This is a genomic window from Acinetobacter sp. 12966 (genome assembly GCF_031196995.1).
Taxonomy (GTDB): domain Bacteria; phylum Pseudomonadota; class Gammaproteobacteria; order Pseudomonadales; family Moraxellaceae; genus Acinetobacter; species Acinetobacter geminorum.
In genome coordinates this window covers 1-14,189 of sequence record NZ_JAVIMC010000007.1, presented here as the reverse complement: position 1 = coordinate 14,189, position 14,189 = coordinate 1, and the positions used below count along the sequence as shown (strand labels likewise).

Here is a 14,189-nt window from a genome sequence, read left to right as displayed (position 1 = left end):
GTTTTTGAAGTGCTAACGAATAATTAAATAATACTTTCTATAATATTTAAGTTTTTATATTAATTATTCGGAAACGATCGGATGTCCCAAGTTGAAAAACAAATACCCAAGTATTTAGATTGGGCGGGTCACTTTTATGGCAATGACCTTGATTTAGAACATTACGAAATTCTCACCATTCAGTACATTCCCAAGAAAGAGCGGAAGCTAGAAACGCAGTTAATGACAACCAAGTGGTTTGACTATAGGCTGATGCATCCCATGCAAGCCACTTATTACTTCTTTCGGCTTTTCAAAAATGAATATCGAAACTTTTATAGAAAAGCTATTGATCATAAGGCGGCCGAATTCGTTAAACCCATTAAGGAGCGAGATTTCTTACTCAGTCGTGAGGCCTTGTCATTTTGGCGACTCAGACAGGCGGTTGATGCTTTGGGAATGCGTTATGACTTCTATTTAAAAACCGCATTTGATAAATGCTTTAAGGTGATTGCGAATGGTAGACCTTTGCCACCTAGACCTGCTCAACTAAAAAAAGAAGAACTGTTAATTGAAGTCTTCCATGAGTGGGAGTCTTATTGTGAAGCTTCGCTCCAGATCGCTAAAAGTCCATATTTTACCGCTACACTTTTTCATAACAGTCCAATGCAAGTTGATTATGAAGATTTTATTGTTAAGCAGGTGCGGATGCGTCAAGTGCAGCATTACGCATTAGGGACATGCATTTATCGCTATGATGCGCTTCGAATTGAAAAAGCTTTAGAGTCTTTTGATATTTCAATCATCAACCAAGCTATTAAATCCAGTATTTAATGCTTTTTTCTCTTAAAATATTAATAAGCGCTTACTATAATTTGATAATATCGTTTTTATAGTAATTACTAATGTTTCGAGGTTTTAATGAGCGAATGGCAGAAAGAACTTGCGATACAAAACAAGTTCGGCAATAGCGCTCCAATTTCAAAGGAGTCTATTTACTTAAATACGGAAGAAAAGCAAAAACTTCAATTTCAGCCGCGTAAAACGTATGGGCGTAGGCTGCCAGCGAACGAATGCGAAATTGAAGAAATGGGCTACATGAAGTTTGTTCGTAAGCTGCAAGAGCAAGAACAGGAAATTGTAGTCATTAAAACAGACGGCGAAGTTGTACGTGGATACATCCGTGCTGCGGATGCAGAAACGATCTCGCTTCGTTGTTATTTGAATGGTGATAAAAACGGTCGTTATCGTGCGCGTGTTCTTTTTAAACACCAAATTTCCGAGTTCTCACCAACTAAGGGGATTGAAGACCTAGTTGATGAGCTAGAGAGAAAGTCGAAATCTAAATCTTAAACGTAAGCCATCTATTTTCTATAAGGATTATCTTATATGTCTACTGCTGTGGCCGAAATTCATGAAGAAGAGGTCGTTGATAAAGAACTCGAAGGCTTCACCGAAGAAAAGTTTGATTACGACGATGAGTTTCAATCAAAAATTGCGGCTTTAACTTTACGTGATGATGAGTTTCTTAGAAGAGCCGCCCATATTCTGAAGCCAGAATTTTTCGAAAATCAGGGTGAAGCATGTCTGGTCGATATTGCGCTCCAACACTTCAATAAATATGGATGTTCTCCTGATCCCGCTTCTGTTGTCCAAATTATCAAGGATAAAGCTGCTTCTAAAGTTTATAAGCGAGAAACATTAGCGGCAATTGTGGAAGCAAGGAAGAAATTAATTGGCATCTATGTCACTGACAAGGCTTTCGTTGAAGAAAAGGTTGTTGAGTTCGCGCGAAAACAGGCGGTATCCAATGCGATTGTTAATTCTGTTCCTGATCTTGAGGCAGGTAATTACGCCAAGATTGAAGCGCGTATCAAGGAAGCTATTGCGGTCGGATTGAATGAAGAGGGTGTTGGTTATGACTTCTTCGCTCAGGCGTTGAATCGTAAGCTGGCACGTATCGAGAAGCTGACAGGCAAAGTACCTCCGACAGGCATTACTACTGGCTGTAAAGAACTTGATGATCTGCTCTATCACAGAGGTTGGGGACGCAAGGAGCTGTCTCTATTAATGGGCGGTGCAAAAGCAGGTAAGACGCAAGCGCTTATTCACTTTGGCCGTATCGCAAGCTTTGCTAAATACAACGTTCTATATGTAACGCTAGAAGTTGGTAAAGACATTATTGCAGACCGTTTAGATGCCTCTATTTCAAAAGTGATCATGAAAGAATTGGCGTCGAAGGCTGCAAGTGTTGCAACTGCGGTCGAGACGGTAGCCAAGACGGCGGGCAAATTTATTATTCATGAATTTGGTTCCGGTACATTTTCTCCGTCACAGCTAAGAGCGTTAATTGATAGGTATAAGAATCCTGGGCGGAACCCTGATGGAACGATAAGACCGCCAATCAAGTTCGATATGATCATTGTGGACTATGCAGATTTGATGCGTCCAGATATTCGTACAAATGACCCAAAAGAGAACTCAAGAGCTATCTATGTTGATTTACGCGCGATTGCTTTTGAAGAGAATGTGGCGTTACTGACAGCTACTCAGACCAACCGTGAGGGCTTTAAGTCAACGGTAGCCAAGGCAGAGCACGTAGCTGAGGACTTTAACAAAATCAGGACCGCTGACGTTGCAATCTCCATCAACATTACAGAGGAAGAGAGAGCGAAAGGTCAGGCTCGATTGTACTTTGCAGCTTCTCGTAACCAAGAGATGGGGGTTACTGTGGTGATTAAGCAGAATGTGTCCATGATGAGGTTCTTGGAAGAAGTGATTAGCGTCGAATAAATTTAACCCATTATTATAGTAAGCGCTTATTTATAACTTTGTGCTAGTATAAATAAGCGCTAATTTTATCTAATGCGATTTTGCAATATGAGAGATCAAGAAAGTTTAGCGGAGATATTAGACCGCATTGATATGGAGTATTGGCTTAACCGCGAAGGGTTTGAATACAAAGTAACTCGCGGAAAAAACGGAATCCAGTTGAATGTTAAGGAATGTCCGGTATGTGGTAACTCAAGCTGGAAAGTCTATCTGAATCAGGATACGGGTTTGGGTAACTGCTTTCATGGTGATTGCGAAACCAAATTCTCGAAATGGAAGTTTATTAAGGCTGGTATAGGTGGTAATAGCCTAAGCAATAAAGAGATTGTCGAGCATGTTAAAGCAATTGCTCAGGAGCAGGGCTGGCAGCCAAAGCGCAAAAGTGAACCCACACAAACCAAAATTGGCGATCTAAAGCTTCCAAAAGCCTATGACTTGCCGATCATGGGTCAGAACCTAAAGTACCTGAAAGATCGAAATATAACGCTCGATACGTGTCGTGAATTTGGACTGAAATTCTGTCAAAAGGGTTGGTTTGCATACATAGGTCCAACGGGTGAAAAGCAATACCAAAACTACAGCATGAGAATCATCATTCCTGTCAGGGACCTTGAAGGCAAGCTTGTGTCTTTTCAGGGTCGGGATATTACAGGAAAGGCTGAAAAGAAGTATCTATTTCCTCCTGGTTTCGCGTCTACGGGCACTTACCTATATAACGGCCATAATGCCCTAGGTTACGTTGAAATCGTCATGGGAGAGGGCGCTTTTGACGCTATGGCGATATATCAAGCCTTCAAGGAAGACGAGTTCCTTTGCAATGTTGGAGTTGTCGCGTCATTTGGTAAGCATCTTTCGGTAGGTGGTGATGAATCGCAAATGGCTGAATTACTAAAGCTCAAAGATGAGGGATTGGAGTGCGTGACAATTATGTGGGATGGAGAGCCTGCCGCAATTCTGTCTGCGATCGATGCATGTTTAAAGATAAATAGCTTTGGCATAAAGGCAAGGTTGGCCACGTTGCCTGCTGGATGTGACCCCAATGAAGTCGACCCTGAAATCGTTCGCACAGCGTATCGAAAAGCGATACCAATTACGCCAATTAGCGCAGTAAGTTTACGCATTAAGTATATGGGTAAAGTCTGAATCGTATTTGATTCCAAATCATTGTTTTTAAAATATTGTTGAAGTTTTCAAGGTGCTTTTACTATGAGTTTAAAAATTGTGGTCAGAAGTGCCTACTCATTGCATACGAGTGGGACAAAATATTATTCGATGTTCTTGTTATCTGTACAGGACGGAGCTAAACGCAACACGCAATTATTCAAAATTTATGGCTCAGCGGTAAATCAAACGGCTCAAGTCAAACACCATTCAGAAGGTAAGGGTGAAACACTTGATACCGAATTTAATAAAACACTAAAAGCGAAAGGTAAAGCAGGTGAATATAGCGATTTACGTGAAAGCGAAATCCTGCATGAATTTGATAATTTCCATGATTTTATTACTTACTTGACTCTCGACTCTCCGATTAATGCCATTAGAGCGCCTTTCGCATCAGCGATTACCGAAAAGGGTTTTGAACAATATTTAGAAACCTTGTCCCAAACGTTCGGGATTCCAGTTGATGACATGTACAAATTTACATTCAGATATGAAACAGAGGAAGAACGGCAACGAAAACAAGAAGAGGAAGAGCGTAAAGCGGCTCAGCTCATGGCACAACGACAAGAATTTTATGGTGAAGTTTTGGGGTCATGGTAATGAACAGAGTAATTATTGGGGTTCCACATTGTCGGTTTATGGTGACAAAGACCACAACGAATGAAAAGGTTTTGGAGCTGACAGAATATTTTGCTGTCCACAAGCATACTCAAGATGAAGTATTAGGCTTGGCGATCAAGGCTGTTGATTACCATGATAACAAGGGCGGTTATCACCGAACGGTCGAAATTCTTGAAAAATACGGAGGACTTTCTTACTCAACAGTAGCAGAAAGGGTAAAGAATTTAAGTAAGGCTGCTGTACGTAATCTAGTTGATGAATTGTCTACCAATTCGGATTCGATTAATCCAATTGAATATGCTCAATCAATTTTCGGTCGCGAAGCATCCAATATTTTTGACAAAGGGCGAGAAGCTGAGATCAAGTCAATTTTTCAAAATTATTTTGGACCTATCAGAAGCGAACTGAGCGAATTAATTCTTGATACAGATGAGTATGCTGCCTATAAAGGAGTACAAGGATCATGGTAACTAAAACTCTTCCTGAACTCGATTTGGAATTATCCAGAAGCGGAACAAATGCCTATTACTGCGATTTTTGCCCTCATACTGGCAACCGTCCTAATTATGCCGCATGCCTAAAGCGCATCCATAATGTTCAGGAGGGAAATGAACGCGAGGTGGATGCAGTTTGTGTAGTCGCTATCCATAGACATCACTGTGAAGCTGCCGAAATGCGTGAACGTGAAATTGAGGCAGGTAAGCCTCTCTATTACATTGATCGTTCAGAAATGCGAAAACAAGTTGGGAAGCGGCTGGCTAAACAAGGAATTTCTATTTCTTCTAAATTTGATTATAAGTTAGAACTTACTAATATTAATGGTGAAAAACCAGAAAAAGAAATTCCAGTTAATTCAAAGGGTAATTATTCATTAAGTGATGCAATCAATACTAAACTAAAGAAAAATAGTTTGAATACCAAAGATGTTCATGTAGAATCGCAACAAGAAAATAAAGTAAGCGCTAACTTATATATCGAGAGTGAGAGCTTAACTGTACCAAGTATCGAGAGCGGATTATCGCTTTTAGAAATTGCTAACCGTTTCAAAGCAAACACACAGGAAAAATTATGAGCAACGCAGAAGATTTATTAGAAGCTTTAATCAAGGCATTAAAAGACTCGAATGTAGATGCCGAGGAATTACGCTTCATGACCTTGCTTCCTGATCACATGCGCAAGATTCAGGATTTAACCGAAGAGTTTGTAAAAGCTCACGTTAATGGTCCACAACAGCTTGAAGTTTACATGAGAGCCATTATGGGTGTGGTTGCACAGGTTCAAGCAGCATTAGTCGTGAATACCGGCACAGAATCAATTCAGGAATATGCACAATTATTGGCTCAAAAATCAGAAGATGAATATTTGCTTGATCTAGGTCACATGCTTCGTGATTTTACCAATCATTGGCTAGCGGTCTTTCTGCAAGCTGCAAAAGAGCATTTCGGCGAAGAAGTATTTAAAGCTCATCAAGCCCATGTTAGAGAAGTGATTAAAAACGCTAAAAGCGAAATGCTGAAATCCAAAGAAGGCGATTCCCCATTTAAAGATTCATTTATTCCTTCATTTGCAAAGCAGTAATAAGGTGTAGCAATGAATAGCGATCAGTTACTAGAGGCTTTAAACCAAATTGCATCTGAAAGCTCAAAAAATGAAAAACTAGCTTTACTCATGGATTTTGAAGCAGAAAAGGGGTTGTTCAGAGAAGTTCTGCGTTTGGCATATGACCCGTTTATTGTCTTTGGAATTTTGCCAAAAGCAGAAGATGCAGGAACAGGGGAATTAATGTTTGATGAGGTTGATACCCTTGAGTTCCTATCTAAGCTTAATAACCGTGAACTAACAGGCAATGCAGCGCGCGAAGCGCTGCGTAGCCAACTGGCTCAATTATCAGAGAAGTCAGGCGAGCTTCTAATTCGAATTTTAAGAAAAGATTTACGTGCAGGTTTTAGTGATGCAACGATCAACAAAGTCGTGCCTGATTTGATTCCTGTATTTCCATACCAACGCTGTTCATTGCCTAGTGAAGTAAAGCTGAAGGCATGGCCGTGGAAAGATGGCATTTATTTGCAAGAAAAAGCTGATGGCATGTTTGCCAACGGGACCAATTTAGAAGATAAGTTCTTCTTGTCCTCACGTCAGGGCACGCCGTTACCTATGGAGCATTTTTCCGACCTTACTGCGGAAATGGATATGCTGATCAAAGATGTCCAATATCATGGCGAACTACTTGTCGAGCGTGATGGTGTCGTCCTGCCACGCAAGGTTGGAAATGGCATCTTGAATTCGGTCACTAAGGGTGGCTCATTCGCTGAAAATGAAAAACCGATCTATATGATTTGGGACTTCATTCCACTTAGTTCTGTTAAGTCAAAAGGAAAATTTGAAGCAGCATATAAACGTCGTATTGCACTGATTAAATCGATGCTGGCCAAGTTTAAGCCTAAGTATGTGCGGCTTATTGATACGCATGTTGTTCACTCATTGGGCGAGACTTACGATCACTTTTTTAATGTACTTATGCAGGGCAAAGAGGGACTGGTAATCAAGCATCCAGAAGGTCACTGGAGAGACGGTACAAGTAAACACCAAGTTAAATTAAAACTTGATGCGGATTGTGAGCTGGAGGTTGTGAGCATTAATCCGGGTAAGGTGGGTTCAAAGAACCAAGGGCGAGCAGGAGCTTTGCATTGTAAATCTGCATGTGGTCAAGTCATTGTGGATGTCGCCATTAAGAATGAAAAAATGCGTGGCGAAGTTGATGCAAACCCTAGTGACTGGATTGGTCGAATTATCACTGTACGTTCAAATGCCATTATGCGCCCATCCAACAGTAACCAGAATTACTCGTTGTATTTGCCACGTATGGTTGAGGACTGCTATCGAATCGATAAAACGGAAGCTGATGATTTAAAACGTATTGAAGAGCAATTCAAAAACGCTATCGAAGCTGCCAAGAAGCTGGCAGAAAGTGAAGCGGTGGTGATTGACAATACAGCGACAGCATAAATATGGAGTATATATTGATGTTATCTAAAGCTAAAAAACTACATCGTCAAAAAGCTTTACGTCCTTCTACTGAACAATGGGAAATTATCGCAACTATTGGATTTGCCATTATTCTTACAGTTATCGGGTATTTTTGCATTGGCGGAGCTAAAGCGAATGCAGCGGTGGTAGCGAGAGCAGCGTCTGTATCCTCAGCTCGTCCTTCGACATCTTTTGCGCGGTCTTACAGCAGCTCGTCCACACGCGCTCCGACCACTACAAGTTTTCGTTCTAGTCCAGTTAAGACTGTGACAAAACCTAGTACGATTCGTTCTGTGAAGCCTGTTACAACGCCTGCTAAACCGATGCCTGTTTCTTCTTCATCTACACAGAAGAAATCGCGTAAGATTGGTTTCCAATATGATTACTATGCATTTACAGATTGCATCCCTTATTCAAGCGGAAGTTTCCAAGGTTGGAAGTGTATTGATCGGGATTAATTGGGGCGGTTCTACCGCCTCTTCTTATGAGGTATGACGATGTTTGTATTGTTATCTGGAACAACGTGCAGCGGCAAAACAACCATTGCTGACGCGCTGACCGAGAAATATGGGTTTAATCGTATTGTTACCACAACATCACGGCCGAAACGGGAAGGTGAGGTTGATGGTTTGCACTACCACTTTATTACTCAAACAGAGTTTGATGCACTGAAAAAGGCTGATCAGTTCCTTGAGACAAATAAACATGGTAATTATGAATATGGCGTAACGATTGATAATTTCAAAACCTTGCCAGATGATCGAAATGCCATAATTATTGTCGACCCAAATGGATATAAGAAGATTAAGCGTTATCTGAAAGCAAATGAAATTAAATATCTTGGGGTTTTTGTCGACGCTGATATTAAAAGCCGTCTACAACGTTTAATTGTTCGAGCAGATCAGAAACTTGCGGAACGTTTAGAAGTCATGATTCAGGTCGAATCTCATTGGATAAACGAAATCAACCAGTACGATATGTTGATCCAGAATGATGAAACGATTGAAGATGCCTTAGAGCCGATTTTAGATCATGTGCGCCGTGCAGGACATTTAGATAAAATAGCCTAAGCATTTTGATGAACAATTAAAATTTCCTAAAATAGAATGCTCCGATAATTTCAATAATTTCGGAGTTTTTTTATGCTACTAAAATCTGTTCCTGGTGTTTTGCCTGCACTTAAAAATAGCGATTTGGCAACTACGAAATTATGGACCACTCACATTGAAAGAATTACAAATTATCAATTAAACGCCGTAATTGCTAAATTCAAGTTTAAAAATGAAGAAAGTCAAATTGATAAGGAAATTGAATACGCGGTTAGTCAGATCAACGACGCTATTTATAACCGCCAAATCAACTCGGTAAAAATTGCTCGATTTAAATTAAAAAAAGATCATTCCATTACGGTGAGCAACCTAATTGCTGGTTTATTGAAGCTGAAGGAAGTTGAAAGAAAGGCTGTGTTGTTCTCATTAGAATCAGGATTAAGCCTTGATGAAGTGACAAACTTGGAAGTTAGACAAGCCAATGTGGCAGCTAGAAACTCAAAACTAGCGAGAGAAATTATTAAAAATTGCCCTGTGAGTATCAAAACAAACTATTTATTTTGGGAATCAAATGAGGAAAAGGAGCATGAAAAGCTCAAAAATTTAGAGCAAGCTGTGTTTGAAGCCTTTGGTTTTGACTTCAAACTGCTTGCCCTAAAATACGAGAATATTATTTATGACGAATGGTTTGAATTTCTTGGTCAGACGTCATAATTGTCGCCGAGTTTTTTGATTCGACGAGCCGTATATTCTTCTAAAGCTTCATTGAGCATGGTTGTAAAAGTGGTCTTGTTAGAACCCATGCCAATGGAGCTGATAGATTTAAGCCAGTTCAAACGAAGGTACATTTCTTGGCTAATATTGTTGTTAAAAGGACGTTGAATTAATTTCAAGTCTTCAGGAGCAATATTAATGCCCTGACGCCAAGGCGCTTCACGGTCCTTTTTCTCTTTAGGTTTGCTTAATCCTGATAGTTCATCAAGCTTATCAAGGTCTACAGGTTTTTCATTAGCTTCTGGCGTTGCTGTGGCAGTTTGTACTGGAGCACTCTTTGTAAAATCGGATGCATTTGAATTTTCAGCTTGTACTTTTGCAGCTTTGCCTAATGATAATCCACCACGTCCACTCATTTGAACAACTCCTCAGCCAATGCATTTACTTCTTCTGCTGCCTTAGAGGCACCAATATTTAACTCAATAACACCCAGACCCATGCCATAAGCTCTTGAATATGCAATACGGTCGTAATTTACGGAATCGAGAACTTTTGCAAAATCTTCAACTTCTTTAAACGCATTACGCGCATCGTCTAAAGCTGTGATACGTGCATTTGTCGGGACTTGAGTGATATAGATGTAGACATGAAGTGGATCGAGGTCCCTTTCATTTACACGGATATTATTTGCTTCTTCAATTAATTCCAAAATTTCCCCAGTTGATTCTACGTCAGCTTGGTTAGGGCGAGTTGGAATAAGAATGGCATCGGAACAAAGCAGCGCTTCACGGAAGCCAGAAGAGTCATAACCACCGCAATCGAGAATTACGTTAGGTGTTTCACTTTCAATTTTTGGAATGACTTTGTCAATTTCTGGTTGACCAAACAAATGATAAGTTTTGATTGAGCCGGTCTTTTCTATGAAAGTTTGGGCTTGACGATAAATACCCCATTTAACCGAATTTTTATTGGCGTCAAGGTCGACAAGAGCTACGTCTTGTTTTTCATTATTGGCAATCCATGCAGCCAAATTGGTAGCCGTAGTTGTTTTGCCGACGCCACCTTTTGAATTGGCGATCAATAATTTCATTAAATCCTCAACATAAACGTTGGCGAAAATCGTAGTGTAATAGTAAATGCGCTAGATAACAATGTATAAACTTGTATTCATTGCTATGTAGAAATCTATATAGAAATCTATATAGATTATTAATTTAAAAATTAGATTGTATTTAACTAAAACAAAATGTTTAATAGTTCTAATTGCTTACATATAAATTCATAGGCTTAAAATGCAGAATCAAATCAGACAATTAGAAGATGGAACTTTTGAAATAGGTACTTGGATTCAGAATGCAAATGGTGAAGTTGTGTTCTTTGATGCAACGAGTGCCAAAACATTAGAAGAAGCAAACAAGATTGCTGATGAGTTGGATGATCAGGAATTTAAATTAGCAAAGAGTGAAATTGATATGCTTGGCGGCATTCAAGGTGCCAATAAGGTTCTGGAGCTCATGAATGAAAACGAAGCCGTTGCCGTTGAATTTGATAAAAACCACTTTGATATTAATGAATTAAAATTCTATAACCAAAAAGATTTTGAGCAGCGAATGGATGACTACCTAGATAATGGTGAGACTGCAACCTATCTATATGCAGACTTTGAAATCCAAAGCCTGCTGCACAAAACTAGATTTTTGAAATTTTAATTTAACTTTTCAGCAACTTGGCGGAGCAATTCCGGATCCGATGCAAAATATTTTTGCGTGGTCAGGATTGAGCTATGCCCCATCAATTGTTGAATTGAATAAATATCACCGCCCTTTCTTATTAGCCTTGTGGCAAAGGAACGTCGACCGGAATGGCTGGTTGCTTGAATACCAGCCTTCTTATAACAGTTATTAATCATGGTCACCATGCTATTTGGTGAGAATGGACCGCCCTTCTGCGATAAAAATAAAGGTGCGTCGGGATCCTTTGGTCTTTCTTTTGTTATGTATTCTTCTACCAGTGATCTAGCGATTGGATTGACTAGGAATACCTCACGGTAGCGGTTGCCTTTAGTAATATTACCGAGCAATCGAATAATATCCTTCAGCTTGCCCTTCTTCACGTCGTAAACATCGCCGACCTTTAACATTGATAATTCTTTAGCGCGAAGCCCAAGGAAGTGTGAGAAATACAAAACACATTTGTTCCGTAATGCATTTACGCCCGTTTGAGTGGCTAAAGTAATCTCAAGATCATCTTCTGACACATATGGGGCTTTTCCAGTTGTTGTTCTTGCCATAAATCGACCAAATAATTTTTTATTACATTTTTCCAAAAACGGAAAGGATATAAAAACAGTCTACCACATGTCGAAAAATAAAAAATGTAATAAAAGATACATTTTATTATATTTTTTGGGGGTGCAAAAAGGCAGGGCGTCATATCCTGTCGTATACGTACTTTTCTATTAAGAGTGGTATTTCAAAGTTTGATTTAAATTGGTAATCTATACCAATCTTGATTTTGTAACGTTTTCAAGTTTAGGAGGAGCTATGAAAGAAAAATTTAAAAACAGTAATTTAAAGGGTATGAATAGCAAAAAGCCCGAACTTGATCGGGCAGTAAGAATAAAAACAGATTAGTTGACTTTAAGTGTTTCTAGGAAAGCATCAAAAGCTTCTTTCTGTCTAGGGTTAGTGAAAAACTCAAAATTATGGCCATCATTTGCTTCGCGAATTTGTTTAATTAAATTCGATTCTGCATCAGTAATAAGAGGTTGCTCAATCATGGCTTCCATTTCTTCAAGCAGATGAGGCATGTATTCCTCTAGGCAGCGCATGAAGAGGTCTTTAGCATCGATTTTTAAAGCTTCAGCCATAGCGCGCACACGTTCAAGAGGCAATTTGCTTTTACCACGAACAATGAAGCTAACCATGTTTTGATTGATACCCATAATCTCTGCCAATTGCGACTGATTCAGATCCGATGCATTTAGTTGAGCGTCGAGATATTGGGCGACAGTTAGTTTGCGTTTGGTGTTAGTAGCTGCTGATTTCATAGTAACGTTTTCCTTAGAATATTCTTAATAGATATAAAGTCATAATGTCGGAATGTATCCTCGATACAACATTATAGACTTAAAATATTTGCGGTTTAGGTAAAGTATATCAGTAAGTGCTGATTTACCCAAGTTCAAGAAAAGTACAGATTTGTATAGGATTGGATAACATGACATCGGTCACAATTAACGGAAAAATTTAGTAAGTAAGCATTGATTAATATTTTCTTATTTTTGGGTTAAACTAATGGTCAGACTATAGGTGAGTAGATGCTCATTTTAAGTACAGGCAATTTGTTAGCTGATGCAGACAATCATACTATAATGACAACGTATCGACTGATACCAATAGGAAGTATAAGCCTCATTCAAGCCAATTATTTGTCAAAAAAGTATGATAGTTAGAGTATAGGAGTAAAAAATGTCGAAAAGTGTTGAAGTTATTACGCCTGAAACCGTAGCAGATTTCTTGGCAGAGCAGGGTTCTGAACTGATCTTTGAGGGAAATCAAATTAATGTAATTAAAGGAAAAAATGAGGAATGCGGTGATTTCCTTGTGATTAACAATGCACTTGGCGAAAATTTGTTTATTAAACTTAGCTATATAGTCTTATGAGTCTACCTAAATAATTAAAAATCCCTCACTTGACCCTTCTCTGTGGTTAGTGTCCAAGGTTTGATGCTGGCCACGGTCAAAATAAACCCTCTATTAAAACTCAAAATCTCCCCAATTTCACTCTTTATTTTTCAATAAATATTTTTATAATGCTTTTTAATATTAGTAAGCACTTGTTAATATACTGTCAGGTCTGTATATAGACATCCAATAATGACTTTTTCAGATTGAGATTTTTCAATGAATGAGCGCATACATATTTTAAGACAAGCAATTGTTGTCGTTACCCAAGCACTGACTAACTCTGATATTGCAGTAACACAAGAAGGCATTGAGGCAGGTGTGCATAAGGATCCAAAGACAGGCAAACCTGTGCGAATTAACCTTCCATATCTTCCGGACAATTCACCAGATTCGCTGATTGATGCGGTTCAAGGTTTTCTTGATCAAGAGGTAGCGAAGTATCTTTTTACCGATTTTTCTCTCAAGCTAAAAGGATCTGAAGAGGTAAAGACTTTAACTTCATTGTTAGAAGAAGCGCGTGTAGAACGTTGCATGGCTGAAAAATATCGCGGTTCAAATATCAATATGAAAAATGCGAGCCAATTTTTCATTGATGAATTGATTGACGATAAATACCAAAAACTTGTAAAGGAAAAAGCTTCTGATGAAGAAATTACGCAACATTTAATGTTGCCAATGTTACGTGCGTTAAGTGGTCCAATTGGGGCGTTTGCAAGCATTGAACCTAGTGAGCCTTCAGCGAAAGACCTCTCACGACGAAAGGATCAAATGAGGCTATTACCAGGATTAATTATTGATTCTGTAAAAGCAGATAGATACACAGATACCTCAGAGCCATTCCTGCGAGCTTCGTTGGTCGAGCATATGCGCGATTGCAAGCAATGTAACGGTTGCGACCTTGCTGGACAGGTTCATCCAGATATTCGTTTGGGTAAAAAGATGCGATTTATGGTCGTGGCTGACTGCCCAACTTGGGAAGAGGAAAAGAAAGGAAAACTTCTTGAAGGCGAGACGGCCCAATATGTGAAAGCTGCAATTAAAGATAATGAATTAGCAGTAGCGGACGGTTATTACACAACGCTCGTCAAAGCCAAAAAAGGGACTGTTCTAAATTTTG

The 14,189-nt window shown here is 39.2% G+C and carries 19 protein-coding genes; 15 read left to right on the top strand and 4 right to left on the bottom strand.

The window, feature by feature from the left end; translation table 11 throughout:
* The first annotated feature begins 81 nt into the window (after nt 1-81).
* From RFW85_RS01280 to RFW85_RS01225, 12 genes are all read left to right on the top strand, one after another.
* Nucleotides 82-813, top strand: a complete 732-nt coding sequence (locus RFW85_RS01280) for a hypothetical protein (protein WP_000084438.1) — start codon at nt 82-84, stop codon at nt 811-813.
* Between the two features lie 87 nt (nt 814-900).
* Nucleotides 901-1,332 (top strand): hypothetical protein, encoded by a 432-nt coding sequence (locus RFW85_RS01275; RefSeq protein ID WP_000005905.1) that lies wholly within the window; start codon nt 901-903, stop codon nt 1,330-1,332.
* 36 nt (nt 1,333-1,368) lie between these two features.
* Entirely contained in the window at nt 1,369-2,772 is a 1,404-nt protein-coding gene (locus RFW85_RS01270; RefSeq protein WP_000102026.1) for a DnaB-like helicase C-terminal domain-containing protein, read from the top strand.
* Nucleotides 2,773-2,859: 87 nt separating this feature from the next.
* On the top strand, nt 2,860-3,954 hold the full coding sequence (locus RFW85_RS01265) for a hypothetical protein (RefSeq protein ID WP_004832942.1): 1,095 nt from the start codon (nt 2,860-2,862) through the stop codon (nt 3,952-3,954).
* Nucleotides 3,955-4,032: 78 nt separating this feature from the next.
* Nucleotides 4,033-4,572, top strand: a complete 540-nt coding sequence (locus tag RFW85_RS01260; protein ID WP_228141956.1) for a hypothetical protein — start codon at nt 4,033-4,035, stop codon at nt 4,570-4,572.
* Complete coding sequence (locus tag RFW85_RS01255; protein WP_004832937.1) at nt 4,572-5,063, top strand: hypothetical protein; 492 nt, start codon at nt 4,572-4,574, stop codon at nt 5,061-5,063. Before RFW85_RS01260 ends, RFW85_RS01255 begins: the two co-directional genes overlap by 1 nt.
* On the top strand, nt 5,057-5,665 hold the full coding sequence (locus RFW85_RS01250) for an Asp23/Gls24 family envelope stress response protein (protein ID WP_002124005.1): 609 nt from the start codon (nt 5,057-5,059) through the stop codon (nt 5,663-5,665). Before RFW85_RS01255 ends, RFW85_RS01250 begins: the two co-directional genes overlap by 7 nt.
* On the top strand, nt 5,662-6,171 hold the full coding sequence (locus RFW85_RS01245) for a hypothetical protein (RefSeq protein WP_004832935.1): 510 nt from the start codon (nt 5,662-5,664) through the stop codon (nt 6,169-6,171). The genes RFW85_RS01250 and RFW85_RS01245 overlap by 4 nt, the downstream gene beginning before the upstream one ends.
* Before the next feature lie 12 nt (nt 6,172-6,183).
* On the top strand, nt 6,184-7,599 hold the full coding sequence (locus tag RFW85_RS01240) for a hypothetical protein (RefSeq protein ID WP_004832933.1): 1,416 nt from the start codon (nt 6,184-6,186) through the stop codon (nt 7,597-7,599).
* Between the two features lie 17 nt (nt 7,600-7,616).
* Nucleotides 7,617-8,078, top strand: a complete 462-nt coding sequence (locus tag RFW85_RS01235; protein ID WP_000949172.1) for a hypothetical protein — start codon at nt 7,617-7,619, stop codon at nt 8,076-8,078.
* A gap of 39 nt (nt 8,079-8,117) precedes the next feature.
* Nucleotides 8,118-8,690 carry a guanylate kinase gene (locus RFW85_RS01230; RefSeq protein ID WP_002125274.1) on the top strand — a complete coding sequence of 191 codons (573 nt, stop codon included), beginning with the start codon at nt 8,118-8,120 and terminating at the stop codon, nt 8,688-8,690.
* Nucleotides 8,691-8,762: 72 nt separating this feature from the next.
* Complete coding sequence (locus RFW85_RS01225) at nt 8,763-9,383, top strand: hypothetical protein (RefSeq protein WP_002125265.1); 621 nt, start codon at nt 8,763-8,765, stop codon at nt 9,381-9,383.
* Here RFW85_RS01225 and RFW85_RS01220 read toward each other — a convergent pair.
* The gene (locus tag RFW85_RS01220) at nt 9,371-9,799 is read right to left on the bottom strand and encodes a hypothetical protein (RefSeq protein ID WP_002125269.1); all 429 of its coding nucleotides are present in this window, start codon (nt 9,797-9,799) and stop codon (nt 9,371-9,373) included. The two genes, RFW85_RS01225 and RFW85_RS01220, sit on opposite strands and share 13 nt — an antisense overlap.
* A complete protein-coding gene (locus RFW85_RS01215) occupies nt 9,796-10,473 on the bottom strand; it encodes an AAA family ATPase (protein WP_002125263.1) in 678 nt (225 codons plus the stop codon). The genes RFW85_RS01220 and RFW85_RS01215 overlap by 4 nt, the downstream gene beginning before the upstream one ends.
* Before the next feature lie 202 nt (nt 10,474-10,675).
* Between RFW85_RS01215 and RFW85_RS01210 the strand changes: the two genes are divergently transcribed.
* Complete coding sequence (locus tag RFW85_RS01210) at nt 10,676-11,092, top strand: hypothetical protein (RefSeq protein ID WP_001180909.1); 417 nt, start codon at nt 10,676-10,678, stop codon at nt 11,090-11,092.
* On the opposite strand, the gene RFW85_RS01205 is transcribed toward RFW85_RS01210, so the two are convergent.
* Together RFW85_RS01205 and RFW85_RS01200 are read right to left on the bottom strand one after the other, a co-directional pair.
* Nucleotides 11,089-11,673 (bottom strand): site-specific integrase, encoded by a 585-nt coding sequence (locus tag RFW85_RS01205; protein ID WP_000124734.1) that lies wholly within the window; start codon nt 11,671-11,673, stop codon nt 11,089-11,091. The two genes, RFW85_RS01210 and RFW85_RS01205, sit on opposite strands and share 4 nt — an antisense overlap.
* Nucleotides 11,674-12,012: 339 nt before the next feature.
* Nucleotides 12,013-12,432, bottom strand: a complete 420-nt coding sequence (locus RFW85_RS01200; protein WP_000833467.1) for a helix-turn-helix domain-containing protein — start codon at nt 12,430-12,432, stop codon at nt 12,013-12,015.
* Nucleotides 12,433-12,853: 421 nt separating this feature from the next.
* Between RFW85_RS01200 and RFW85_RS01195 the strand changes: the two genes are divergently transcribed.
* Nucleotides 12,854-13,048: a hypothetical protein gene (locus tag RFW85_RS01195; protein ID WP_000047261.1), complete on the top strand. Its 195-nt coding sequence runs from the start codon at nt 12,854-12,856 to the stop codon at nt 13,046-13,048.
* A gap of 240 nt (nt 13,049-13,288) precedes the next feature.
* Nucleotides 13,289-14,189, top strand: a 901-nt coding sequence (locus tag RFW85_RS01190; protein ID WP_077164450.1) for a cobalamin biosynthesis protein CobT, incomplete at its 3' end; no start/stop codon positions are given.